This window comes from Vibrio sp. B1Z05 (assembly GCF_052955985.1).
In genome coordinates this window covers 1659927-1686142 of the sequence record NZ_CP130463.1, presented here as the reverse complement: position 1 = coordinate 1686142, position 26216 = coordinate 1659927, and the positions used below count along the sequence as shown (strand labels likewise).

Genomic DNA, 26216 nt, shown 5'->3' with positions numbered 1-26216 from the left:
CCTGTCGCTAATGACGTCATATTATTGCGAGGGTATCTAAGAGTCAACGTAGAACAAGGCTTGTTGGGATTTAATTTTACAAATAAGGCAATGACAGATGGCGGCACCTAAAAGTCTCACCTTTCAGCTACACCAACATTGGGAGGTGGTTGAGCAGTTAACTCGGCTTTCGAGAGAGTTTCCGGCGTTTGAGCTGAGAGTACTTGAACAGGTGATCAATCAGTACAAAAGTAAAAATGCGGAAAGTAATACTGTGCTTACCAGCCTTGTTAATGCAGACATATTGCAGACTATCAATCGCAGCAGCGACTATCAGCTAAACACGTTAGTTGTGGACTTTGTCAGAGGCTTAACCCAGGAGCATGAGTTAGGTCTATCCGCGGTCCTTAAAGCGCGAGTTGATGCGATTAAAGATGCCACTAGCCAAGTGTTAGAAGGGCTCGATCTGGCGGACAATGATTTACTTCGTACTGGCGCGAACAGGTTGTCAGAACTGGTTAGAAAAATTACCCAACAGTTAACTCAGGACAAACAAGCAATATTTGAAATAGCAGAATTGGCGAAGTCTGCGGACACCAGTGTCCCAATTGAACGTCGTTACCGTGAAGTGTTGAAAGTGTACGACCAATACGTAGAACCCATGAACGAAATGATGGATAGTGGTCTTGGAGGCAGTTTCTACCCCTTATTAGAAAAGGCTGAAGAAGCACTCGATACTGCCGTTGACATACTTTCCATGCGTGGATCTTTGTATCAACAGAAGCTGGCAATGCGCCAGATAGCTTATCAAGTCAAAGATCTTCGATACCAGGGACGAGTCATTGCTCAGCAATGTGCCGATACTTTGTTGCCATTAAGAGAGGAAGCCAGACAACACAATCAACTTTCAGCGGTTATCAGCAAGCAGCTAAGCCAAGTTCGTAAAAAGGGTTTAGCGCGAGGACTGAATGCCGAAGGTTTGCCTATGTGGAAAAGTAGCCGCGTGACTAAAATTCAATTGGGTAATGAAGTTCGCGAGTTGATGGCAGAATTCTTGGACTTTGAACCTAGCTCTATACCGTTCCCGGATGAAGAGGAAGCGACTGAAAGTCCAATGATCAACTGGGTTGATCAAGAGCGTCTGAGGGAACAACTTGCTGACTCGCTACCGGTCACGAATCTAATGACGTGGCTCAGAGGAAACTACCAGCATTTACCAGATGCCGAGCTGTTGCGGCTCTATCACGAGCTTGTCCGTGACCCTCAGTGGCAAAGCACATTAGGGGCGAGCTCAAGTACTACAGAGCTGAACACAGTAGCCGTAACCTACCACCCTCACGAAATAAAGATGTTGACTGGCTCAACAAATGCAAAGGATGTTGACAATGCAAACTAGCAAAATCGATTTAAATGAGCTGGCTCATCTGACTGAGCTATTTTACCTTTTTAACTCTGGCCGGCATCTCAACCGCTCGACGGATGCGGCTCTATGGCATGAGCTAGAACAGCAAGCAGAGCAGTACCAGTACCTATTTGCTAACTTAGGTTTTGACTTGCGCATTGATGGACGGGGTTTTGCTTGGTTCCATGATGAAGATGGTAACCAGAACATCAATAAACAATCACACCAGTTAGCACTATTGCTGATGGTGATATTTGACCATCAAGCTGATAGCGGGCGCTCCCTTGGTCAGTTTTACCAATGGACGATTGATAATGCCTTGCTAGATGAGGTCTACGAAAAGCATCAAGAGCTATTGGATGCAGAAGAGCTCGACCAAGGTGCACTAACAAAGATACTCGAGAACGCAGTGCGAAAAGGCTTTGCCGCTCAAGAGAACAATCATTGGAGTTTGTTGCCTTCGGTATATCGCTACCTAGACCATTTCGAAGCTATCACTGAACAAGCATCCGAAAGTGATGTGGCCGCTTATGAGGAAGATGAATAATGTTAAGTTACGGTTTTCAACGTTTAGCGTTAATTGGCAGTGCTGGCTACCAGCGAGCTGAACTTCCTCTTGATGACTCTGTGTCACTAATTGCGCCAAACAACCATGGCAAAACAAGCTTAATCAACGCACTCCAGTTTCTGCTCATCATCGACCAAAGAAGGATGGATTTTGGCTCTCATTCATTAGAGAAGGCTCGCCGTTTTTACTTCCCAAATAACAGTGCTTACATCTTGCTAGAAGTCATCCTGCCGCAAACTGGCACCGTGGTGTTTGGCTGTGTTGGTAAAGGGGTAGGTTATGACTACGAATACTTTGCTTACAAAGGTGAATTAAACCTAGATGATTTCCGTATGGACGATGGCAATATCGTTGCCCAACCAAAATTAGTCAACCACTTAGCGACAAAGAAACATCGAGCCTATAAGTTCAATGATAAAGAGTTTAGACATTCGATTTATGGTGGTGCAAAAAGTAAGAAAAACAGCGATATCGATTTTACAGTGTTCAAACTTGAGCACGTGAGTGATGCTCGTTCGTTCCAGCAAGTACTTACTAAGACGTTAAGACTTGACAAGCTCAATTCCAGTGATGTGAAAGACTACTTGTTGAAGATATTCAGTCGAGAGCTACCTAATTCCAGTATCGATTTTAAGCAGGAGTGGGAGAAAGCATTTCAAGACATTAATCTAGAACGCGAGCAGTACCTAGCAGCTGTTAATAATCTGGAAACGATTCAAGAACTCGAACAGAAGTTTGACAGTACCTTGTCGCTGCGAGGAAAGATCGCCGCATGCCAGCCTAAGGTTAATGAATTGCTGCAGGATTGGCATGGTCATGTTCAAACGCTGACTGAGAATCTATCAACGCAAAAAACTAAGCTTGAGCAAACACAACGTGAGCTCCGAAGTCAAGATATCGCCCGTGCAGGAGAGCGTACAGACTTCACTAATAAACTGGAAGAGTTAAACCGTATCGAGAAGCAGCAACAAGAGCTGGAAGAGCGGTTTACCTTGATCCCGAATCAATCGTTTTTAGAGAGTCAATTGAAAGCTGCGGAGCTAAAATATGATGTTCAGGCTGCCTTGTGTGTCCAATCACAGCGGTCCTCTTCTGCTGCGATTGGCAAACAGTTGAGAGAGAAAGAAGAACAGCTGCAAAGGTTGCACTCTCAACATCAAACTTTGGGTGATAATTTATACCTTCATCTTTCTAAAGTGCTTAATGTAGATGAATTAGAAAAGTTGAACAAAGTACTTAGCCAACGAGTAATGCAACTACCACCTTCACAGTATTCGTTTGACATCAATCAGCTTCGACATATGCTCAATGGTGAATCTTCTGAGCAACTCTCGTTTTCAGGTTTAAAACTTTCCCTTGAGGAGCTTATTCCTCAGCATGTTCAAAAAACAGAGCAGGAGCTGGTGGAGGAAATAGCCGATGTTAATAAGCAAATAACAGAACTAAAACAACTGCTTGAAGTAAGTAGAGAAAGCGAAGCTGCGGAGAGGAAAAAGAACGAATTAAATCAAGCAGTAAAACAGTGTGAACAGGACTTGAGGGACTACGATCAGCTGCAACAATTAACAAAAGGTCAGACACAGAGAAACGAGCAAAGACAGACATTTGAGAGTCAGTTGGCAGCGGTCAATACAGCTCTTGAGAATGCAGATAAGAAGTACAATGAGTTGGCACAGCAAATTGGTGAGATTTCGGATAAGTTAAGTCAGCTGTCTTCGGACAATAACAGCGTCGAAAAGCTAAAAAATCAAAGAATAGATGACCAAGCGCTGTTTGCTGCTTTATCTGACCAACCACACACACCATGGCTGCTTACGGATGAGTGGTCTCTCGAGTATCTACCTGTTCGTCTCGAACATTACATCGAGGATTGTAAAGACCTTGATAAGTTGTCCAAAGAATTGCGTCAAATGAAAAACGAGTTGAGTCAAAAAGGCCTCACTAAGTTTCAGATGGCTCAAACTCAGGATGAAGAGTTAAAAGGTATTATTAAATTCAGTCATTGTTTGGATGATGAGAAGAAAGCACTGGAAAGACGTGCTCGCTCGGCAGTGGTCAACGTCACTGCGAGTCTAAGAGAGCTGCGCAGTGGACTCTATGCGCTACAAAGCAAGATGAAGGAATTCAACCGACTAATCAGTCACAGGCAGTTATCAGATCTCAAAACATTCAAAATTGATCCCGTTGAAGAGAGTCAGCTTGTTGATGCGATGAATGTACTAATCCAGCAAGCAGAACAAACAGAGAGTGGTCAGAGTTTCGAGCTATTCGATCAAGCCAGCATTCTCGATGATGTTGAGCTAGATAGGGCTAAGAGCTTGCTGATAGAAGAAGGTAATGCTCGCCAAGGCCTAAGAGTGGCAGATTTATTCAGACTTGAGTTTGTCGTTGCAAAACATGGGCAGCAACCAGAGTCATTTGAGGATATCGATAGTGCGGCTTCTAACGGAACAGTATTGATGGCTAAGCTTGTGACTGGTTTGGCGATGCTTCACTTAATGCAAGACAAGCGACACCAAATGAAAGCAGTATGTTATTTGGATGAGGCGTTGGCCCTGGATACCAAAAACCAAACTAACTTGATAGAGATTGCAAATCAGTTCGGTTTTGCACTGATTTTTGCTTCACCAGCACCGTTAACCACAGCTCGTTATTGTGTGCCTATCAACCAAGCGAATGGCAAGAACCACATTAGCCGTAATAACTGGCAGGTTTTCGAACCAATAGAAAGCCAAGGATTGCCGCAACCACAAGTGGAGCCATCGCTATGAGCCAGGTATTGGTTAAAGCACTGACGCGACTAATCGAGGTGTACCCTGATTCCATTGCTGGAAGCACATTGACGGCATCTCAGAAGAAGCAGCTTGATGAGTTCAGCCGCAAAACTCAGAGTGTACAGGTGACTCCTAAAGGCCGTGGCGTTGTCTACGGGATTCTAGATATGGATGTCGTTAAAGTCACACTGCAGCAGTTGGCACCAAATCAAAACGTGTCTCTATCAGCCCCACAAAGAGCCGTAAACATAGCCTCCACACGTAGCAGCAAACAAGGAAGAGTAGGTCACGATGTGACCTACGTGCTGGCTAAAGCGGTTGCCAATCCTCTATGGGAGGTTTCTGGAGTACAGACAGAGCATTTAAATGCAGCGACAGAAGAGTTTGGTGTTTTTTCCCTTGAAGTGGGTGGAGAAAGAAATAGGGACCTTAACACTCATCATTCTATTTGGCTGGTGGAAAACCAAGCATTGTTTGACCGTCTAGATTGGCTACCCAATAACGAACCCACTACCGTTATTTGGTACCGAGGGCAGTTACACAACAAACTGATTGATTGGCTATCGGTGCCTGAAAGGGCACCGATGGTCTACTTTTTTGCTGACTATGATGGAGTCGGGCTTAATAACTTCCGACGCCTGAATGAGAGGCTTAAAGAAAGAGCAGAGTTTTGGATGATGCCTAACTGGAAAGAACTTTTGAAGCGTTACGGGCAAAACCAGCTTTGGGTTGATACAGCAAGAGAATTCAACTCATTTCTTGAGAATAGTAGCAATTTGTTGGCTCAATCCTATCATCTACAAGCGCTAGTTCTAGAGATGCAAGCGAACGGGTTAGCACTTGAGCAAGAGTCCATTTGGCTTAGTGAGAAATAGGCAAGTGAATTGAGTAGGACATTAATGAGTGAAAGACGTTTGTTTTAGAACGCCATCCTATTCAAGAGTTGTTTCATGAGCTAGTATACAAAAGTTACAAATTGTAGAGATAGCAAATTGCATGAAAGACTCAAAACTAGATCCTGAATTACTTGAAAAGGCGACAGAAATTTTTAGCGAGCTTGGCTTGCCGGTCGAGCTCGCTATCAACGTATTTCTTGCAAAAGCGGTTCAAGCGCAAGGTTTTCCATTTCCAGTTGCCCTGGATGGGGATAGCGCAGTGACTCAGCAGAGAGCGAATAGGATCTCAAATGCTGAAATAACAGAGTCTATACAGCACCTAGTAGAAGTGTCATTGCCTCTTTCTGAAATTAATAATCTCACCCAGCTAGAGTATTGCAAAAACATATTTGGTTTATCATTCCCTGCTCTAAAAGTATCAAAAACGGCTAGGCCAGAAGATGTAAGGCTTAGCGCTAAAGATGCCAAAGGCCGCAACCGTTACTCTACAACTAAAGTTGCTCAGCGTGATGGGCAAACGTACTTGATTTGTACCCAATGGACTGATCGTCATCGACCTGCCTTTGTTCGTTGGTTGCAGACATTTGGAGATAATTAATGCGTATTATCGACAATATAAATGATCTGCTTGGTGACGACTTAAAAAGCACAATAAAGCCAGGAGCAAAGCTTAAAATTGCAGCATCCTGTTTTTCGATCTATGCGTACGAAGCTTTAAAAGAGGAGCTCGAACAGATTGAGTCACTGGAGTTTGTCTTTACCTCTCCTACATTCGTTGAATCAGAAGTAACGGATAAACTGAGCAAACAGAAGCGAGAGTTTTTCATTCCGAAAGAGCAAAGAGAAAAGAGCTTTTACGGAACTGAATTTGAAATACAGCTAAAGAACAAGCTTACCCAAAAAGCGATTGCTCGAGAGTGCGCGGACTGGATTCGTCGAAAGGCGGAATTTAAGTCAAATACTACTGGTGCACCAATGCAGCAGTTGGCGGCAGTGCAAGTAAGTGAAGAACAAGCCGTATATCAGCCGCTTAATGGTTTTTCAGCAGTAGATCTTGGTTACCAAAAGGGTAATGCAGTTTCCAACATTGTTACCTGTATGGACGAGCCTTCGTCCACCAGCGTTTTCATGGGTATGTTTGATCTAATATGGAATGATGCAGAAAAAGTGCAGGATGTGACGGATAGGCTGGTCAATCACATATCTACCGTATACCAAGAAAACTCTCCTGAACGTATCTATTTTCAGTTGCTATACAACATCTTCAGTGAATTCCTCGAAGATCTCAACGAAGATGTCCTCCCGAATGATAAGACGGGCTACCAAGACAGTTTAATCTGGAATAAATTGTTCAATTATCAGAAAGATGCTGCTACCGGAATCATCAATAAGCTGGAGACATACAATGGTTGTATCCTTGCCGACAGTGTAGGTTTAGGTAAAACATTTACAGCCTTGGCTGTCGTTAAGTATTACGAGCTACGTAACAAATCAGTGTTGGTCTTGTGTCCTAAAAAACTGGCGGATAACTGGCTTAACTATAACCGTAACCTGATTACCAATCCTTTTGTAAAAGACCGGTTCAATTTTGATGTCTTGTGCCATACCGATTTACAACGCACTAGAGGAGAGTCTTTTGGTATCCCGATGGACCGAGTTAACTGGGGTAATTACGATCTGGTTGTAATTGATGAGTCGCATAATTTCAGAAACAACCAAGTATACAAAGATAAAGAAACCCGCTACCAGTCACTGATGAACAAAGTCATTCGTGCAGGGGTGAAAACTAAGGTGTTGATGCTGTCGGCAACCCCGGTAAACAACAAATTCTCTGATTTGCGTAATCAGCTAGCATTGGCCTATGAGGGCGATTCGCATGTGCTTCGAGAGCTGATAGGTACGCAGTTCAGTATTGAAGAAATTTTTAAACGGGCGCAAAAATCATTTAATGCATGGGCAGATCTCGCGCCTGAAGAACGTACTGCTTCTGCGTTATTAGAGACGTTAGACTATGACTTTTTCCAACTGCTCGATAGTGTGACCATAGCTCGTTCTCGTAAGCATATTCAAACGTTCTACGATACGGCTGATATAGGTCACTTCCCTGAACGAATGAAGCCGAAGTCTTTTCACCCGTCCTTGACTACTCGATCTGACGTAATTGGGTTTAATCAGATATTCGAACAGCTTTCAAAGTTAAAGATGGCTGTTTATGCCCCAATTAGCTATATCCTACCTAGTCGTATCGCCAAGTATGAAGAGATGTACGATACCGATGTAGGAAGTAAAGGTAAGCTGCGTCAGGTTGATCGAGAAAAAGCACTGCAACGTCTGATGACCATTAACTTACTAAAACGTTTAGAAAGTTCCGTCCATGCATTCAGATTAACGTTGCAGGGGCTACAGTCAATACTTGATGACGCATTGAGTAACATCACAGCATTTAAGAAAAGTGGATTAGATACTGGCTATCTAGATAGGGCAAACGAGTTTGATGGTATTGACTGGGATGAAGATGTAACGGAGTACCAGGAAGGCTTTTCAACCGGTGGAAAAGTAAAAATCAACCTTGCTGATATGGATATTCCTTCATGGGAGCATAACTTAACGTCTGATTTTAAGGTGATCTCTGAGCTTATTGATGAAATGGGTAAGGTACCACCAGAGCAGGACGCTAAGCTTCAGCATTTACGACAGCATATCTTTGAAAAATGGCAACATCCTCTTAATCTAGGCAATAAGAAAGTTCTTATCTTCACAGCTTTTGCCGATACTGCTGACTACCTGTATGAGAACTTAGCTCAAGAGTTTAAAGATAAATATAAAGTTCACACCGGAAAGGTAACCGGTAGCAGCGCAGCAAAGTCGACTATAGGTAAGAGTTATGATTTTCAAAGTCTGCTTACGCTATTCTCACCTGTCTCTAAAGAAAAAGCACAGATACTCCCAAATGAACCTGTTGAGCTTGATGTTCTAATCGGTACGGACTGTATTTCAGAAGGTCAGAACCTGCAGGATTGTGACTACCTGATTAACTACGACATTCACTGGAACCCAGTACGCATAATCCAGAGATTCGGACGAGTAGACCGCATAGGGTCAACAAATCAAGCCATTCAGTTAGTCAACTACTGGCCAGATATAAGCCTGGATGAATACATCAACCTTAAAGAGCGTGTCGAAAACAGGATGGTAATCTCAGACATTACCGCGACTGGTGATGATAACGTGCTAAAGGCTGAAGCAAACGATGTTGCCTATCGCACCGAGCAGCTCAAACGTTTGCAAGAGGAAGTTGTAGATTTAGAAGATGTGAAAACTGGCGTATCCATAACTGATCTCGGGCTCAATGAATTTCGCATGGATCTTCTGAACTACATCAAAGCGAATGGGGACATGAACACTACACCAAATGGGTTGCATGCGGTCGTAGCGGCAAATCCGGGTATGGGGCTTGTACCAGGCGTGATTTTCTCATTACGCAATCGTAACCATAGCGTCAATATCAATAAGCAGAATAGACTTCACCCATACTATTTGATTTACATGGCAGAGTCGGGTGAGGTTGTGATTAACCATATGCAGGTCAAACCGTTACTTGATCAGGTACGGGCTGCATGTAAAGGCAAAGATGGCCCAGACACGCTAGCATGCACAAACTTCAATAGAGATACTAAAGACGGTCGTGAGATGAGTTTCTACTCTGAATTATTGGACCAAGCGATAGGTTCTATTGTGGAAGTTAAGCAGGCTAGTGACATCAACAGCCTGTTTAGTGGAAAACACACATCAGCGTTGGCGAATGAGATTAAAGGTTTAGAAGATTTTGAACTGATTAACTTTATTGTCGTAAAGGCGGAAGGCTAATGGCATCAGCTCAACAACATGTATTCATTCCTTTCAGATTTCCTGAAGCAGCTGCGTTAGGAAGTCAAAAGCAAGGGCAGAAAATTCCCAAGGAAACGACTTATCAGCAATCAAATCTGACGCCAGCGACTAAACAATTGTTTGTTAATCAAGTCGAGCAAATAGTTTGGCGATACAAATTGTCTCCAGATACGTTGAATGTCGCTGACAGTGAAGATGTGGCTGAGATACAAGTTTTTGATATACATCTAAAACCCAATTGTAGGGACCTTGATGCGGAGGTGCTGGAAATATTAGATCGTGCAGTTCCCTCGAACATTTTGTTTCGTATCTTCAATGGTCTCCCACATAGGCCACAAGTGCAGCATGCGATGGCTTGTAAAAGAGAGAGCAAGCGAGATGCTGGAAATATGGTCATTAAGGAACACTTTCTATCCGATTGGGTCGCTATCTCTAAGTTAGGTGAGCTAAATCATGCCGAAACTAAAAAGCTTCCAGTTATCATTAACATGGCAACACTGTACAATGAGCTGTTACGAAGCCTACTGTCAGAACCCGCACTTGAAGGCGAGTCTATAGACGAGCAAATGAAGCGGATAGCGATGCTGAATGCTTGCAGAGATAAGCTAGCTAAGCTTCAGGCAAAGCAACGAAAAGAAAAGCAGTACAATCGCAGGGTTGATATGAACAGTGAAATCAACCGACTAAAAGAACAGATTAGCTCGCTAAGTGGCCAGTGAGTGGACACTTAGCGAATCGAGCAGAAACAACGAATTAGACAACAGAGAGCCTCCAGATATGGAACAACTAAAAATGCACAGCCCGAATATGGTTGACCAAAATATCGAAAAACTAGCGGAGCTGTTTCCTGGCTGTGTGACAGAAGCGCAAGGCGAAGATGGCAAACTGCGCAAAGCGATAGACTTTGATCTTTTAAAGCAAGAACTGTCTCGCAATATTGTCGAAGGCCCTCAAGAGCGCTACCAACTTAACTGGCCGGGTAAACGTGAAGCACTGTTAACAGCCAATGCGCCGATTGCGAAAACGCTACGTCCTTGTCGTGAAGAGAGTGTGGATTTTGATACGACTCAGAACCTTTTTATTGAAGGGGATAACCTTAATGCACTAAAACTTCTTCAGGAAACATACCTTGGAAAAATTAAGATGATCTATATAGATCCTCCTTACAATACCGGTAATGACTTTATCTATAAGGATGATTTTTCGCAATCTGCAGAAGAATACTTTGAGAGTACCCTGCAAATAGATGAAGACCAGAATAGGTTAGTGTCAAATTTGGATTCAAATGGTCGTTTCCATTCGGACTGGACATCCATGATGTATTCTCGACTTCGTTTGGCTAGTAATTTATTAGAGGAAAGCGGGGTTATTTTTATGTCTATTGGACAAGAGGAAGTTGCATCTTCTTGTCAACTAATGAACGAAGTTTTTGGTGAAAATAACTTTATCACTATTATTTCGAGAGTTATGAAGACCGGAGGACAAAAAGGAGTTCACTTCTCTCCTTGTGTTGATTACATAATTGTTTATGCAAAGCGAATTGAAAAACTTGGTCAATTTAGAGAAGAAATTAGCCAGAACGTTATTGATAAAGTGTATACCAAGATAGAAAAATCCGGTCCTCGGAGCGGTGAAAAGTACCGTTCGATGGGCTTATATCAGGCTATGTTGGACAAACGACCAAATCAAAGATATTTCATTGAGTGTCCTGATGGAAGCTTAGTAATACCTCCTGGTGAAACAATGCCAGAACAATACTGTGATGGCGGAAAAGTATTACCGAATGATGGCGATGGAGTTTGGAGGTGGAGTTATGATCGTTTTGCCGCTGAAAAAAAAGCAGGTAATGTAGAATTTATAATGTCTGATAGAACGTCATTAGTTACCAATGAAGGTAAACCTGCCAAATGGAATGTTTACTATAAAATTTGGCTAAAAGATCGTATGAACGATGGCCAGTTACCTGGGAATATCACAGAAAAGTTTCAAAGTCGCCATAGCTCTGCTGAACTGAAAAAGTTAGGTATTCCTTTTGATTTTCCTAAGCCAACGGCATTGATTAAATATTTAATGACCTTGGTCTCAGTAAATGATAATGATGTTGTTTTGGATTTTTTTGCTGGGTCGGGTACTACAGGTCATGCATTGATTGAATATGCATCTGACAACAATGTTAAATGTAAGTTTATTTGTGTTCAGTTAAATGAATTTACAGACCCAAAATCTTCAGAATATAAAGAAGGTTATAAGACTATCGCAGATATCTCTAAAGAGAGAATTAGAAGAGCGGGTTCACAGCTGGTTAAAGAAAAAGAAGAAGCTAAATTGGATGTCGGGTTTCGTGTTCTAAAAATCGACAATTCCAATATGGCTGATGTTTACTACCAACCAGACACCATGACGCAAGAAGACCTGTTTGCGCAAGTAGATAACGTCAAAGAAGATCGAACTGAAGAAGACCTGCTGTTCCAAGTCATGTTGGATTGGGGCGTAGATTTGACTCTGCCTATTCGTCGTGAAACTGTGGATGGAAAAACCGTTTTCTTTGTTGCGGATAACGCGCTTGTGGCTTGCTTCGACAAAGAAAGTGGCATCAATGAAGCCTTTGTTAAAGAGTTAGCAAAGTTTGAACCGTTACGCCTGGTGTTCCGTGATGCTGGCTTTGCTTCAGACAGTACCAAGATCAATGTCGAACAAGTGCTTAAGCAGCTATCTCCAAATACTGATGTGAAATCAATCTAGAGGGACGACGATGAGTACTCAGCTTGATAAGCTTACAATAAAGGGCTTCAAATCGATTCGGGAACTTGAAGATTTTGAAATGAAGAATCTCAATGTGATTGTTGGCGCCAACGGGGCAGGTAAAAGTAATCTGATATCATTTTTTAAGATGCTACGCTCCTTGATCAAGGACAACCTAAGTAATTATGTCTCAGACAACGGTGGTGCTAGCGATCTCCTGTTCAATGGTGAAAAAACTACGCCCAAAATGAGCTTTAGTACTCGGTTTGGTGGTCGTGGGTTTCGTTTTACACTAGCTCCGACACCTTCGGACAGCTGCGCTATTGAAAGCGAAGCACGGTACTACTCAGGTGGCAGAACTGGTTGGTGGGAACTTGGTGATAGCTATGATGGTAAGTCCAAGATGGTCGCAGAAGTCACAGGTAAACGCTCAGACGCGAGTTACTCGCAACCTGTTTATGACGAAATAGCGTCTTGGATGATTTATCACTTCCATGATACCAGTTCAACGGCTCCAATGCGTAAGTACGAGATCGTTGAAGATGATGCTGTATTACGTACTGATGCGGCGAATATTGGTCCGTTCTTGAAAAAGCTGAAAACAGCCCACGAAACACAGTATAAAGAAATCATTAATGCGATTCGCTTGGTTACGCCATTCTTTGACGATTTTCTATTAAAGCCTCGAGAGTTTGGCGTAAAGCAAAAAGTAAATATTAGCTGGCTGCAGAAAGGTTCTGACTACCCGATGCAGCCTTATCACCTATCTGATGGCTCTATTCGCTTTATCTGCTTGGCGACAGCACTTTTGCAACCAAACCCACCTTCGACAATCATCATTGATGAGCCTGAGTTAGGGTTACATCCAGCGGCAATTGATGTTCTAGCAGAGTTAATCCAACAAGCTTCACAGCGTACACAGGTCATCGTTGCAACTCAGTCGCCAGCATTGATCGATCAGTTTGCTATTGAAGATATTGTGGTGGTGAACCGTAAGGATGGTGCATCAACGTTTGAACGTCTAAATGCAGAAGATTTCTCACAATGGCTAGAAAGCTATTCCGTCGGTGAACTTTGGATTAAGAATGTCATAGCAGGGGGACCTCGCTATGAGTAAGTTCATCTCGGTTATTGCCATCGTAGAAGGAAAGACAGAACAAGTATTTATCGAGAAGGTACTCGCTCCATACTTGGCATTGAAGAATATCTTTATTTCAGCAACGCAAATTACTAAGCCGGGACAAAAAGGCGGTGATGTTCGTTTTGTACGAGCCCAGCAGGATATCGGTAACCATCTTAAGCAGCGTGGCGATACGTTTGTAACAACCTTTATTGATTATTATGGAACGAAGGAGTGGCCAGGGTTGGACACTCTTGCTCCGGCTCAAACTCCAGCGCAGGTATCTGCACATCTGCATCAAGCGACTAAGCAAGCGGTCAATGAGCTATTTGGTGGTCATCGCTCAGATGGACGCTTTATTCCCTATGTTGCAATGCATGAATTTGAAGCCTTACTATTTTCAGACAGTGAAGTGCTCTCGGCAGAGATGAACATCGACACGGAGGTGGTTGATGCAGTTCTTACCGAATGTGGGGAACCAGAATTTATCAATAATAGCCCAGAAACAGCACCATCTAAGAGATTAGATGGATGGGCTCCTTACGGAAAATTTGCCAAAACGACAACAGGTATTGCCATTGCACAGCGCATTGGTATCCAAAAAATGCGTGAGATGTGTCCGTTGTTTAACGGCTGGTTAGAGCAACTAGAAGCAAAGCTTGAGGAACAAAATGAAGCTTAAATTCAAACATCAAAAATATCAGGCTGCTTCCGTTCAAGCTATTGTGGATTGTTTCAAAGGTCAGTTACCCAATGACGCAGCTAGCCGCTATCGTATGGATCCTGGTGTAGAAAAGGCCGACCACACAGGTGCTCGTCAGCAAAAGCAGGATTTTGATGAAAATGCATTTAAAAATGCTGAAATGCAGCTCAATGAACAGCAGCTACTTGCCAATGTGCAACAGGTTCAACGTCATCAAAACATACCTCAGTCAACAGGTCTGCTTGATTTTAAAGACGTGAACGGTAAGTCAGTTAAATACTCCTCGGGTGCAAATCTCAATCTAGATGTCGAGATGGAAACTGGTACTGGTAAGACTTACTGCTTTTTAAAATCGATATTTGAGCTAAACAAGCAGTATGGTTGGACCAAGTTTATTATTGTCGTGCCGAGTATTGCAATTCGTGAAGGGGTCTATAAGTCGCTGGAAATCACTGCAGATCACTTTCTAGAGGATTACGGTAAGCGAATCAGGCCTTTTATCTATAACTCGAAACAACTCCATGAGATTGAAAATTTTTCATCTGATGGCGGCATTAACGTAATGGTCATCAACGTTCAAGCCTTTAATGCTCGCGGAAAAGATGCTCGTAGAATCTACGAGGAGTTAGACGATTTTCAAAGCCGTCGACCTATCGATGTCATCAAAGCCAACCGTCCGATCATGATTATGGACGAACCGCAAAAGATGGAAGGTAAGAAAACCCTAGAGTCCTTAGCCGAGTTTAACCCTCTGTTTATTCTTCGTTACTCCGCAACACACCGTGTCGAACGGAATAAAATCTACCGTCTTGATGCTGTTGATGCGTATAACCAGAAGTTGGTGAAGAAGATTGGTGTAAGGGGGATTACCACAAAAGGCCTCTCAGGAACTAACGCGTACCTGTACCTAGAAAATATTGAAATTTCGCCTAAGAAACCTCCAGTCGCTCGTGTCGAGTTTGAAGTGAGGAATAACTCAGGCATTAAACGTGTTGTGCGCAAGTTGGGTAAGGGCGATAACCTTTACGATCTGTCTGATAATTTAGAACAGTACAAAAATAACTTTGTTGTTTCGGATATCAATGCCGTTACAGATACAGTCAGCTTCTTAAATGGTGTAGAGCTGACTGTTGGTGATGCGATAGGTGATGTGAGTGAAATTGCATTACGCCGAATGCAGATCCGTGAAGCGATAAAAGCGCATTTAGACAAAGAAGTCCGATTGTTTGATAAAGGTATTAAGGTGTTAAGTCTGTTCTTTATCGACGAGGTTGCTAAATATCGCGATTACGATCAGCCAGTTAAAAAAGGCGAATACGCACGTATCTTCGAAGAAGAGTACCAACTACTCGTAAATGACTATATCCCTCTTAATTCAAAAGGAGAGCATGCGGATACGGCATATGCTCGTTATTTGAAGCGAGATTCGGTATCGGGTATCCATCAGGGGTATTTTTCTATCGACAAGAAGAAACGACTGGTTGATCCCAAAATTAACAGGAGTGGTGATAACAAAGGGTTGTCCGATGATGTCGATGCTTACGATCTGATTTTGAAAGATAAAGAGCGCTTACTTAATCTATCTGAGCCAACAAGATTTATTTTCTCTCACTCTGCTTTAAGAGAGGGTTGGGATAACCCTAATGTATTCGTGATTTGTACTCTCAAGCACAGCGATAACACTATTTCACGACGTCAGGAAGTCGGTCGAGGTTTGCGCTTGGCAGTAGACCAAGATGGAGAACGTGTCGATCATCCATCCATAGTTCATGATATCAACCACTTAACCGTAGTCGCTAGTGAGAGCTACAAAGACTTTGTGAGTGGGTTACAGCAAGATATAAGTAGTTCGCTATCCTCAAGGCCAAGACAGGCTGATGAAAAGTATTTTACAGGTAAGGTATTAGCTACACCGGAAGGTGATATTGAAGTGACGCCAGAGATGGCAAAACAGATATACCGCTATTTGCTTAAGAATGACTATTCAGATGACAACGATAGAATATCCGACACCTACCATGATGCAAAACGCGAGGAGCAACTAGCCGCGCTTCCAGAGAGCCTTCAGCCGTATGCCGAGCAGATCTTCGATCTAATTGATTCGGTATACTCTGATGCTCAGCTTCCTGATATCGCAGATGATCGGAAAGCGAAAAGAAATGAGCTTAACAATAACTTTGACAAGAAAGAGTTTCAGGAACTGTGGGCACGCATCAACCACAAAGCCATTTACAACGTTGAGTTCGATAGTGATGAACTGGTATCAAAGTCTATCCCTGTTCTTGATAGTAAACTGCGAGTTGAAAAGCTTCATTTCGATATTGTTCGAGGTGAACAGATAGCGCATGTTGATGCTGAGCAAATGAAGGCTGGTCAAAGTTTCAAAGTAGAAGAAACGGAAAGTGCTGAGTATCATGCGTCGGTTAAATCTAATGTCAGATATGATTTGCTTGGTAAGGTAGCTGAGTTAACCAAACTAAAACGTAGTACGGTAGCTGATATTTTACGTGGAATTGGAAGCCATGTTTTTGGCCAGTTCAGAAACAACCCGGAAGACTTTATCGCAAAGGCTGCACAACTGATCAATGAACAGAAGGCGACTATGGTCATTGAACATTTGGCATATGACACTCTAGAAGAGAAGTTTGAAGCCAGTATTTTCGATGCAAACGGCTCAGAAGATTTTTCTAACGCCGGTGAGAAGCTGAAACGCCATATCTACGACTACGTAATTACAGATTCTAAAGTAGAGCGCAAGTTCGTTGAAGATCTGGATACTCGCACTGAGGTTAGCGTATATGCGAAATTGCCAAGAGGCTTCTTTATCCCAACTCCTTTGGGTAGCTACAACCCAGACTGGGCCATTGCGTTTCAAGAAGGGGCAGTTAAGCATGTTTACTTCATTGCTGAAACGAAAGGCTCAATGCAGTCTCTCCAGTTAAAAGGTGCTGAGCTTGCCAAGTTAGATTGTGCAAGAAAGTTCTTTGAAGCAGTGAATGAAAAGTTCAGTGAGAAAAAAGTCAGATACGACGTTGTAGATAGCTATGAAAGCTTGAAAACGTTAATTCATTAATAGTAGAGGCTCAAAGCAACGCTTTGAGCCTCTTTTACGATCATAAGGAAAACTAAGATTGACGGAAGTTTCCTCTCAGATAGCTAACAGTAGTGCTATCCCAGCCTGGAGCGGATTTGTCTATCAAGGGAAAGTTGCACTTTATCATGCAATACGTCTTCTTTTGCAAAGGGATAATGAGGCATATTGTCTTAAAGTAGAAACATTAGAAGATTTCGTTATCTACGGTCGTAATCAGGAAGTCTTATCTCTTCATCAGGTTAAGACGATGCAAAGTCGGTATCGGTCAGCATATGAGTCAGCATTACAGCAAGCTTCAAAAGTAACCGATAGGTGTAATGACGATACTGTGAGGTGGTTTCATGTTTCTATGGAACTTGACGATTTCTCTGATAGACAGGCAAGTGTTTCCGAGGGGGAGTTTCTCGTTCAGTTTTATTCGTACCATGATGAGCGTTGCTATATCGAAACAGGTACTCTAGATATAAGGCTCAATGAAATCGCTACACAGTATCTAGAATCAAATGGTCTAACCCTCACAGAGCAGCTCCTTGAGCATAAGCTAGCAAAATTGCAAATGCTGTTGGCTGCACGTGTAAACTTAGCTCATCATCGCAATCAGCATGAAGGAATAAAAAAGTTTGAAGCAGCCGATTCGATTCCAATTTATTTTGCGGAAATAGAAGAGTGTCTTCATTCTGAAGCAATTCATGACAGTGATCATAACGCAATATTATTCAGATTCAGAAAAACGCTCTTAGATAGAACAGATAACTTATTAGCGCTTCACCAAGACACCCCTAATTTTGACCTAAATGACTTGTGTAGATGTCGATATGCTATTGCTAGCATGGAAATTGATAGATTATCTAGGCTGTTTTTTTCCAAAGTACCTAACCAAAAGAATATATCGCTGGATGGCTTTAGTGTGAATACTGTAGAAATGTATCTTGATATAATCGCAGAAATACAAGGTATTCGAACCGCAAAAGACTTGCCGCATTATTATAAGAGCCAACTTGGTAGCTTTTTACCAACAGCAATGCAGTTCAGGCGAACAAATCAGCAGCTTAATATTGATGAAATTCAAGACAATGTTTCTGGTATGCGTAGTAATCCAGTAGTGCAGGATGTACTTTACGACTATGAAAACCTAATTGTCGAAATGAATAGCAGCCCATTCAAACTGAGTGATCAGTCCGGCAATGTAGGAAAGTTCACTGATATCAGTGAGGACGATGGAAATAGGCTTACCAAGATTAACAATGTGAGGTTTGTGTCAGTTCGCGACGCAAGTGATGAAATAAATGATTAATCGAATAATTAAAACATTATCAAATAACTCTCCTTGTAAGTTTGAGTTAGTTGAACATGAGGCAGAACAGTTTTCTTTTTATCGAGCAACATCACCGGATTACCAACGGTTTTTGGTCGTAGTACAAGTTGCAAAATTGATGAAACCGAGTGAACTGAACCAATGGGTGTTGGCAAATACTCCGGACGAGCTAAGGGAATCCCCTGCTTTTGCTAAAAACACAGATGTTTTGGTTCTGTTTAAGTTAGATCGTTTAACGGATATCGTTGGTTATGAAAGCGAAGTCTTTTCTCTGGAAGAGGATGGCTATAGCTTTAAAAAGCATGTGTTGTATTACTCACAAGGAGAATTGGCCCTTTTGAATGATATGGATGTGAATAGCATTTCTAATTTAATAAAAGATCAAAGTAAATTTAGTCTTTATAAAAAGTCACCTTTGGCTGAGTCTGAATACGGTATAGCTAGTCGTATTTTTATTAAGCTGCCTTTTTTATCTGTTCCTGTAGACGAGTCTGAACTAGATGATCCTTGTCAGTTGGCAGACGACTACTTAAAAAAAATAGGTTTACTGTCGATTAGCAATGAATTTGAAACGCTAATCTCAAGCAATGGTAATAATTACAAAGCAATAGTTGAGGGGTACATTCGTGGCAAGATGGCGAATTCACAAGCTGAAGATTAATGGCTTCAAGGTATTTACGGAGTTTTCAGAAAACTATTCGTCTGATCTAGTTATCTATGATGGACCGAATGGCTTTGGTAAAACGTCCCTATTTGACGCCAAACAACTGCTTTTTTGTAGTGAACTCCCGAGAATCTCGGCTAGGCATCGTGCTCTCAAAGGTGGTAACAAAAAGTACCGCCGTAGTATATTCCAAAACCATAATTGCCAAGATGGGATATCTATTATTGCAGAGCTTAAAAAGGGTTGTGAAACACTTTATGTGATGAGGCTAGCTAAGCAAGAAGATTTAGATTCAAGTGGGAATAAACCTAATAGCTTCAATGAATTTAAGCTGTATGAGCTATCTGGTTTCGATGGTACTGCAAGCCCTAAGTTAATAGACGATGAGGAAAAGTTTTGGTCGGAGAAACTTGGCGCTAAGTTTCTAGAAAATTTCCCTGTGCTTAACTACTTACAACAAGATAGCAAATCAATTGTTATTCCTGATGGCTGTAATAGCGATAAAAGAACGGATCAAATAAGCCACCTACTCAACCTTGATGAGCTAGATACAAAAATTGATAATATTGGTAAGTTAAAGTCGGAGTCCAAAGAGCAGGTTAAATATGCTGGAGATGAGTATGCTAAGCAAAAACTTCGACTAGAAGAGTTACAGCAAACTTTAACGGTCGGTGACGTAGCTCCGGTAGCCTTCACTAAGTTAACGGAGTCAAAGGTTACTCCTCAGTGGGACATTGAGGTTCCGTTTTCTGTTGATAACTTAAAAAACTTAGAACAGCTACTGGAACAACTTGATTTGTTAACTAATGTCCATGCTAGCCGGCAAGAGATTGCTAAGAGGGTAAGGAATCAACTTAAAATTGATTTCACTAAACGAGCCGAGTTTGGTTTGGCCGTTAGGCTCTTTCATCATTTCGACAAGCTACCAGGCTTAAATAAAGACAAAGCGGAGCTAGATAGATTAGAAAAAATTTGTCGTGCGTTGGAGGTTGAAGTATCAAAGCTTACTTCATCACATGGTTCACTTATTTCATCTCGCCTTGACGAGCAAGAATCAGCCAAACTTAATCAACTGCTTGAAGACAAAAATAAGCTTCACTTGGGTCACAGTGAAGTGAGCAAAAAACAAGCAGAAGTGATGCAGCTACGATCAAAATTGGCTCAAAAAGTTGATAGTAGTGAGCATGAATGTCCACTTTGTGGTGTCGATTATCAAGAGAACGAGTTATTACTTTCGGCTATCGACGCAAAGACGACTTTGTTAGAGCAAAAAATAAATAAGATTGGTTTACAAATCAATCAATGCTACCAATCGTTAGAGGCGGTTTTAAAACCATTAAAAGCTCAGTATATCCCGTTGCTAGAGTCAAATAGACGTGAGTTTAATGCAATACTGCATTCGGAGTTGGCTAGATATGAGCACCAAATACAGAGGTTAGTCTCGATTGGACAAAAGTTGGCACAGCAAGGGATTGAATTACCAAGGGTATATGCCACAGATCCAGAGGACCAATCGAAACAAGTTTCAGCAGTGAATACCGCTATTCTTCAATCTCTGGAGCCTGAGGATGAGATGCTGTCAACTAAAGAGTTTGACTTCTTTAAAGCTCATTTTTCTGACCTAAGCAAACTTGAACAGTTGACAGAAGCGCAGATTGAACAGAAGAAAAACTACATCAAGCAACAGCATAAGTTGACGATAAATGCGTCGATTATTGCACGGCAAAAGGATGTAGATTTTTACCGTAAAAAATCCCAGCATTTAGAAGAGTTATGTTCACAGCTAGAAGACATAGAAACCCAGCTTAAACACGCGCGTACAAACTATACTAATCAAACGCTTGGTCAGATGGAGTCACTTTTCCATATCTATAGTGGGCGATTGCTACAAAACTATCAAAGCGGACTAGGTGTATTTATTGATACACCAGATGGTAAAAAACGAAAAACAGCTGCAATGAACTTTACCACTGTACGTGATCCTGAGCATGATGCAGCGCTGTCGATGAGTAGTGGTCAAATCAGTGCTCTTTCACTATCTCTATTTCTTGCGCTTAATAAAAAATATGCTAAAACGGCATTTGTGTTCATTGATGATCCAACCCAGTGTATGGACGAGATCAACATAGCATCATTGAGTGATTTGCTCCGAGTTGAGCTAAGAGATAGACAAGTAGTGATGTCTACCCATGAGCAGGATATCTCAGATTACTTGTGCTACCGTTATGGAAAAGCTGGGCTTTCTAGAAAACAGGTAAATCTACTTGAGAAAAACAAAGTGGTTGCTGAGTAAAACTAACCTCTGGGATTTGTATATGTGGCTGATGGTGGTATAAGTTGCTTTTAGTAATACCCAAGGTAATACTTGCATAGTTAATGTTGATCAAATGGTTTTAATATCATGCATTTAAAGATTTAGGTTTGATGTCTCACTCCCGCCACATTAGAAACCCTTGCTTCGGCGAGGGTTTTGTCGTTTTAGGTCTACCTGTTCCCTAAACACGGACACAGGACACAGACACAATGTATCTAACCAAGTCTAACTATGGCATCTATTACTTTAGATTTACTGTTAGAACCAACGGTATACAGCACTGTAGTGGTTTAATGATCTCGGACACCCAATTACGTAGCGTACGTTTATGCAGGCCATTGTCAAAACCCTTCACTATTGATTATGAACTGCTGCTGTAGCGTCACTATCTTACCTATGTTGTGGATGCCTTACAGCTTCACAAAAGCATAGTCACAGTATCATCCTCGATAATCCGACCGATTTAAGCGCTGTTATGGAAATTAGTAGCTTCATTCCCCCGGTAGTGCTTCGATAGTCTGCTGCAGGTGTAGAATGCCTTTTATGCAACTGAGTGCCATTTCTTTCATTCGATTTGTGTGATTAATAGGCATTTTGAACGCAGTCATTTTAGGGCATCGTGCTGGGTTATAATAAAAATACGCACTCACTTTAATTAGAAATAAATTGAATTATATATTTGTAATTAAGGCGAGGCTTTTGTTGTATGTAAGTTATAGCGGATTCTATTTATAAATTGGTTATATTAAATAAAAACTATTATCAATTAATTACCAATCTCTGATAAATATTATTTTATTATACTAAATATTATTTTCGTGAATAATTATCCCTTGTATTACTTTTTGGATTGATACTTGATAATAGGCATTTGTGTTGTTAATGAAATGTTTAAATGGCTATCAATTAAATTCCATCATAAATAAAATCAATTCAATTAATATAATCTTAGGTGCGTATGAAATCAGTCACATTACATGCTTTTATTTTGTGTATTCTTTACATTTTGCGTTTTTAATAGTCGATCCAGTACACAAAGTGAGCGTTGCGGGTGAATTTCGCTCGTATTTTTAATCAAAAGTTCTTTACTCGAAATAAATTGAGAATACCTCCCAAACCAATGCTTTTTGTTTTTTATTTGTGTGTTTTTGTTGTGAAATGGTTGTCGCGTTAGTTATTAATGTTAGAGAAATTACACTAACTATTTATTTTGCATAATTTAAATATTCACAAGTAAAAACAATCAATCGCAATTTAATAAACAATTGCTGTTATTGGTGTGATCTTTCACAAGTTTTTCTGTTAATTAACGCTTCTTCACGTTTGCGCATAAAAAAGAAACACATTCAATAGGGGTTATTTGCAAAATTAATATTTAATATCGAATATATTATTAATATTTATTAACTGTCACATCTTTCTGATACTAAGCTTTTATTATTTATTCGTTGTTATTATATTTATTTCCGACGTAAACAACGAGGTTATATAAACTTAATTACCCTCACCCTTTAAATGAAAACCAAATAAAACTAATTAAAATAAATTGGAGCGTAAACATGAAATATCCAGCAGAACCGTTCAAAATCAAAACTGTTGAACCTATGTCTATGATTGGCCGCGAAGAGCGTGCTGAAAAGATGAAAGAAGCTGGCTACAATACTTTCCTTCTACGTAGTGAAGATGTATATATCGACTTCCTAACCGATTCTGGTACATCAGCACTTTCTGATCGTCAATGGGCTTCTCTAATGACAGGTGATGAGGCTTATGCGGGTTCTAAAGACTTTTATCGTCTTGAAGCTGCCATCCAACGCTTGTATGGCTTCCCGTTTGTAATCCCAACGCACCAGGGTCGCGGCGCTGAAAACATCTTATCTACTATCGCTATTCCAAAAGGCAAAGACGTCCCACAACAATATGTTCTAGGTAACATGTACTTCACCACAACACGTTTCCACCAAGAGCATAATGGTGCGAAATTTATTGATATCATTCGTGATGAAGCACACGATGCAGAATTAGATGTACCATTTAAAGGTGATATCGACATTAATAAACTTGTCGCAGCTATTGAAGAAGTCGGCGCAGAAAACATTCCTTACGTTTGTCTTGCAATCACAGTTAACCTTGCTGGTGGCCAACCAGTTTCTATGGGTAACATGCGAGCGGTAAGCGAAATCTGTAAAGCTCACGGCATTAAGATCATGGGCGACGCAACTCGCTGTGCGGAAAATGCTTACTACATTAAAGAGCAAGAAGAAGGTTACGCAGATAAAACCATTCACGAAATCATGCTTGAGCAATTCTCTTATATGGATGGCGCAACATGTTCTGCGAAGAAAGATGGTCTTCAAAACTGTGGTGGTTTCTTAGCACTGCGTGATGAGAAGCTATTTAACTCTGCGAAAGAGTGGGTTGTGGTATTTGAAGGTATGCCTTCATACGGTGGTATGACGGGTCGTGATATGTCTGCTCTTGCTATCGGTATCGAAGAAGCGATGGACTTCCATTACTTGGACCACCGTATTAAGCAAATTCGTTACCTGGCAGATCGTCTACGTGACGCAGGCGTTCCAATGATTGAACCTACAGGTGGTCACGCTGTATTTATCGACGCACGTCGATTCCTACCGCATTTGACTCAAGATCAGTTACCAGCACAAACACTTGCGGCTTCTGTCTATATTGAAACAGGCTGTCGTACGATGGAACGCGGAATTGTATCTGCAGGTCGTAACCGTGAAACAGGGGAGCACTACTTCCCGAAACTAGAAACAATCCGTCTTACAATCCCTCGTCGTGTTTACACTTATGCACACATGGATGTAGTCGCAGACGGCATTATTGAACTGTACAAAAAAGCTCATGAAATAAAAGGCTTAGAGTTCAACTACGAGCCAGAGCAATTGCGCTTCTTTACCGCTCGCTTTAACTACGTATAACAATAAAAAACCCTAGGCCCTCGTTCGAGGGCCTTTTCTATCTACAATAACGTGAAAGAAATATAATTATGAATAAAACAACAACAATATATGCTGGCGATTCGCCAGGTAGGTCCAGGGTAATTGGTGGAGGATTAATTATCGCAGGTACTTCAATCGGTGCCGGTATGTTATCTCTACCCTTAGTGTCCTCGGGCTTAGGCTTTACCACCTCTCTTGTCATTTTGTTTGGGCTCTGGGCATTAATGACATACACCGCACTGTTAATGCTCGAAGTCCATCAATTCTCAGACAAAACCGCCACTCTACATACCCTCGCTAAACAATTCCTCGGAGACAAAGGCAAGTTAATTGCTGGCTTCTCTATGTTATTCCTCTTCTATTCATTGTCAGCTGCGTATATGGCAGGTGGTGGATCTCAGTTAACCGATCGAGTTCATCAAATTGCCGGCATTGAAATGTCGCCTGCACTTGGCGCTATAGTGTTTGGTGTATTTGTCGCTTTGGTCGTGGTAGTGGGGACTCATTTAGTCGATAAGGTAAACCGCGTATTATTTGGTTTAATGCTATTGGCGATGGCGTTTGTTATCGTTTCTTTAGCGCCTAATATCCATGGTGCGTTTTTATTAAGTACCCCAATGCAAGCAGGATTAATTGTTGTAGCCTTGCCTGTCATTTTCACATCATTTGGTTTTCATGGAAGTATTCCAGCCATTGTAAATTATTTAGATGGTGACACTAACGATCTAAGAAAAGCAATGTGGATTGGTTCTTGCATTCCATTGGTAATTTACATTTTCTGGCTTTTATGTTCACTAGGTGTAGTGCCGCAAGTTGAACTAGTTGAAAATAATAGTTTGAATAGCTTAATACATAGCTTATCGGCGGTACTTGGTGGTTCAAACTTATCTGTGATTGTGGGTTTCTTTGCTGACTTAGCGCTGGTAACTTCATTTCTAGGAGTGAGTTTAGGGTTATTTGAATTTATCCAAGACTCAACGAAAAAGAAATTTAAAGGCAACCGTTTACATGTAGCATTGCTGACTTATCTTCCACCTTTAGCATTTGCGCTCTTTTATCCTGAAGGGTTCATTATGGCGCTAGGTTATGCTGCTATCGCTTTGGTGGTTCTAGCTATTTTTCTTCCGGCAGCGATGGTGTTGAAATCGCGAAGAGATTTTCCTAATAAGAAATATTATCGCGTGAAGGGTGGGGATGAAAGTGTCATAGCGGTCAGTGTTATCGGTGCTTTAATTATTATCGCTCAACTTTGTGTTAGTTTCGGGTTTATATAATAAGAAGAAGTTTGGTTAACCATATTCATCTATAAACAATGAATAATTGATAAGTTCTTGCTTATGATGACAATTACTCTTTATTAAATAATCAAAAATCTTTCTTTATCAAGCGTAAGTCTTAGATTTTTTAGCCTACGTGTACCATGCAGGTTTTAAGGTATAAGTAGCCTAGAGTCTAAAGTATGCTTTTACAACGAATTGTATTTTCATGACTCGAATTTTTCGTGGTCATCAATGGTACATTCAAATATTCACAGCTCGATTTAATTAAAAGGTCCTCGTCTTGGGCCTTTTTGTGTCAGTGCTCAGAGCGTATTCCCCGTAATATTATCCTATATTTCTTGTTGTCACTAGAGTTGCTTCTTTGTATATCAATCCGTCTTCTATCTTGTTGAGCTAAGTTAAGATCCTATTAATTTCAATCGTGTGTAAGGACAGTAGTAGGTATCCATTAGCTCCCAAATAAAAAAAGCGACGCCCGAGGGCGTCGCTTCCATTCTAGTCTATCTTAGAA

The 26216-nt window shown here is 41.3% G+C and carries 16 protein-coding genes; all 16 read left to right on the top strand.

The genetic code is table 11. From position 1 onward, the window contains the following. Window positions 1–97: 97 nt before the first annotated feature. The 16 genes from QV280_RS07635 (at window position 98) to QV280_RS07560 (ending at window position 25699) form a co-directional block, all read left to right on the top strand. Window positions 98–1375 (top strand): hypothetical protein, encoded by a 1278-nt coding sequence (locus QV280_RS07635; protein ID WP_152819771.1) that lies wholly within the window; start codon window positions 98–100, stop codon window positions 1373–1375. Next, on the top strand, window positions 1365–1928 hold the full coding sequence (locus QV280_RS07630; RefSeq protein ID WP_152819772.1) for a condensin complex protein MksE: 564 nt from the start codon (window positions 1365–1367) through the stop codon (window positions 1926–1928). Before QV280_RS07635 ends, QV280_RS07630 begins: the two co-directional genes overlap by 11 nt. After that, window positions 1928–4720, top strand: coding sequence for a hypothetical protein (locus QV280_RS07625; RefSeq protein ID WP_152819773.1), 2793 nt, complete (start codon window positions 1928–1930; stop codon window positions 4718–4720). Before QV280_RS07630 ends, QV280_RS07625 begins: the two co-directional genes overlap by 1 nt. Next, window positions 4717–5598 carry a DUF7281 domain-containing protein gene (locus QV280_RS07620; RefSeq protein WP_152819774.1) on the top strand — a complete coding sequence of 294 codons (882 nt, stop codon included), beginning with the start codon at window positions 4717–4719 and terminating at the stop codon, window positions 5596–5598. Before QV280_RS07625 ends, QV280_RS07620 begins: the two co-directional genes overlap by 4 nt. Before the next feature lie 121 nt (window positions 5599–5719). Beyond that, window positions 5720–6217: an addiction module antitoxin gene (locus QV280_RS07615; RefSeq protein WP_152819775.1), complete on the top strand. Its 498-nt coding sequence runs from the start codon at window positions 5720–5722 to the stop codon at window positions 6215–6217. After that, the gene (locus QV280_RS07610; protein WP_152819776.1) at window positions 6217–9486 is read left to right on the top strand and encodes a helicase-related protein; all 3270 of its coding nucleotides are present in this window, start codon (window positions 6217–6219) and stop codon (window positions 9484–9486) included. The genes QV280_RS07615 and QV280_RS07610 overlap by 1 nt, the downstream gene beginning before the upstream one ends. Next, the gene (locus QV280_RS07605) at window positions 9486–10226 is read left to right on the top strand and encodes a DUF4391 domain-containing protein (RefSeq protein WP_152819777.1); all 741 of its coding nucleotides are present in this window, start codon (window positions 9486–9488) and stop codon (window positions 10224–10226) included. Before QV280_RS07610 ends, QV280_RS07605 begins: the two co-directional genes overlap by 1 nt. A gap of 58 nt (window positions 10227–10284) precedes the next feature. Beyond that, window positions 10285–12249, top strand: coding sequence for a site-specific DNA-methyltransferase (locus QV280_RS07600; protein ID WP_152819778.1), 1965 nt, complete (start codon window positions 10285–10287; stop codon window positions 12247–12249). Window positions 12250–12328: 79 nt separating this feature from the next. After that, window positions 12329–13366, top strand: a complete 1038-nt coding sequence (locus QV280_RS07595; RefSeq protein WP_447026246.1) for an AAA family ATPase — start codon at window positions 12329–12331, stop codon at window positions 13364–13366. After that, on the top strand, window positions 13359–14051 hold the full coding sequence (locus tag QV280_RS07590; protein ID WP_152819780.1) for a DUF4276 family protein: 693 nt from the start codon (window positions 13359–13361) through the stop codon (window positions 14049–14051). The genes QV280_RS07595 and QV280_RS07590 overlap by 8 nt, the downstream gene beginning before the upstream one ends. After that, window positions 14041–17145: a type III restriction-modification system endonuclease gene (locus QV280_RS07585; protein WP_152819781.1), complete on the top strand. Its 3105-nt coding sequence runs from the start codon at window positions 14041–14043 to the stop codon at window positions 17143–17145. Before QV280_RS07590 ends, QV280_RS07585 begins: the two co-directional genes overlap by 11 nt. 58 nt (window positions 17146–17203) lie before the next feature. Next, window positions 17204–18460, top strand: coding sequence for an ABC-three component system protein (locus QV280_RS07580; RefSeq protein ID WP_152819782.1), 1257 nt, complete (start codon window positions 17204–17206; stop codon window positions 18458–18460). Continuing rightward, entirely contained in the window at window positions 18453–19142 is a 690-nt protein-coding gene (locus QV280_RS07575; protein WP_152819783.1) for an ABC-three component system middle component 1, read from the top strand. The genes QV280_RS07580 and QV280_RS07575 overlap by 8 nt, the downstream gene beginning before the upstream one ends. Continuing rightward, window positions 19108–21438: an AAA family ATPase gene (locus QV280_RS07570; RefSeq protein WP_152819784.1), complete on the top strand. Its 2331-nt coding sequence runs from the start codon at window positions 19108–19110 to the stop codon at window positions 21436–21438. Before QV280_RS07575 ends, QV280_RS07570 begins: the two co-directional genes overlap by 35 nt. A 1580-nt stretch (window positions 21439–23018) precedes the next feature. Continuing rightward, window positions 23019–24404, top strand: a complete 1386-nt coding sequence (locus QV280_RS07565) for a tyrosine phenol-lyase (protein ID WP_152819785.1) — start codon at window positions 23019–23021, stop codon at window positions 24402–24404. A 68-nt stretch (window positions 24405–24472) separates the two neighbouring features. Next, on the top strand, window positions 24473–25699 hold the full coding sequence (locus QV280_RS07560) for an aromatic amino acid transport family protein (protein WP_152819786.1): 1227 nt from the start codon (window positions 24473–24475) through the stop codon (window positions 25697–25699). Window positions 25700–26216: the final 517 nt, after the last annotated feature.

Bases quoted from the DNA above. Each gene is read 5' to 3' on its own strand.
- QV280_RS07635 (WP_152819771.1), top strand. From the start codon at position 98: ATGGCGGCACCTAAAAGTCTCACCTTTCAGCTACACCAACATTGGGAG.
- QV280_RS07620 (WP_152819774.1), top strand. From the start codon at position 4,717: ATGAGCCAGGTATTGGTTAAAGCACTGACGCGACTAATCGAGGTGTAC.
- QV280_RS07625 (WP_152819773.1), top strand. From the start codon at position 1,928: ATGTTAAGTTACGGTTTTCAACGTTTAGCGTTAATTGGCAGTGCTGGC.
- QV280_RS07560 (WP_152819786.1), top strand. From the start codon at position 24,473: ATGAATAAAACAACAACAATATATGCTGGCGATTCGCCAGGTAGGTCC.
- QV280_RS07575 (WP_152819783.1), top strand. From the start codon at position 18,453: ATGATTAATCGAATAATTAAAACATTATCAAATAACTCTCCTTGTAAG.
- QV280_RS07565 (WP_152819785.1), top strand. From the start codon at position 23,019: ATGAAATATCCAGCAGAACCGTTCAAAATCAAAACTGTTGAACCTATG.
- QV280_RS07630 (WP_152819772.1), top strand. From the start codon at position 1,365: ATGCAAACTAGCAAAATCGATTTAAATGAGCTGGCTCATCTGACTGAG.
- QV280_RS07600 (WP_152819778.1), top strand. From the start codon at position 10,285: ATGGAACAACTAAAAATGCACAGCCCGAATATGGTTGACCAAAATATC.
- QV280_RS07610 (WP_152819776.1), top strand. From the start codon at position 6,217: ATGCGTATTATCGACAATATAAATGATCTGCTTGGTGACGACTTAAAA.
- QV280_RS07595 (WP_447026246.1), top strand. From the start codon at position 12,329: ATGAAGAATCTCAATGTGATTGTTGGCGCCAACGGGGCAGGTAAAAGT.
- QV280_RS07615 (WP_152819775.1), top strand. From the start codon at position 5,720: ATGAAAGACTCAAAACTAGATCCTGAATTACTTGAAAAGGCGACAGAA.
- QV280_RS07605 (WP_152819777.1), top strand. From the start codon at position 9,486: ATGGCATCAGCTCAACAACATGTATTCATTCCTTTCAGATTTCCTGAA.
- QV280_RS07585 (WP_152819781.1), top strand. From the start codon at position 14,041: ATGAAGCTTAAATTCAAACATCAAAAATATCAGGCTGCTTCCGTTCAA.
- QV280_RS07590 (WP_152819780.1), top strand. From the start codon at position 13,359: ATGAGTAAGTTCATCTCGGTTATTGCCATCGTAGAAGGAAAGACAGAA.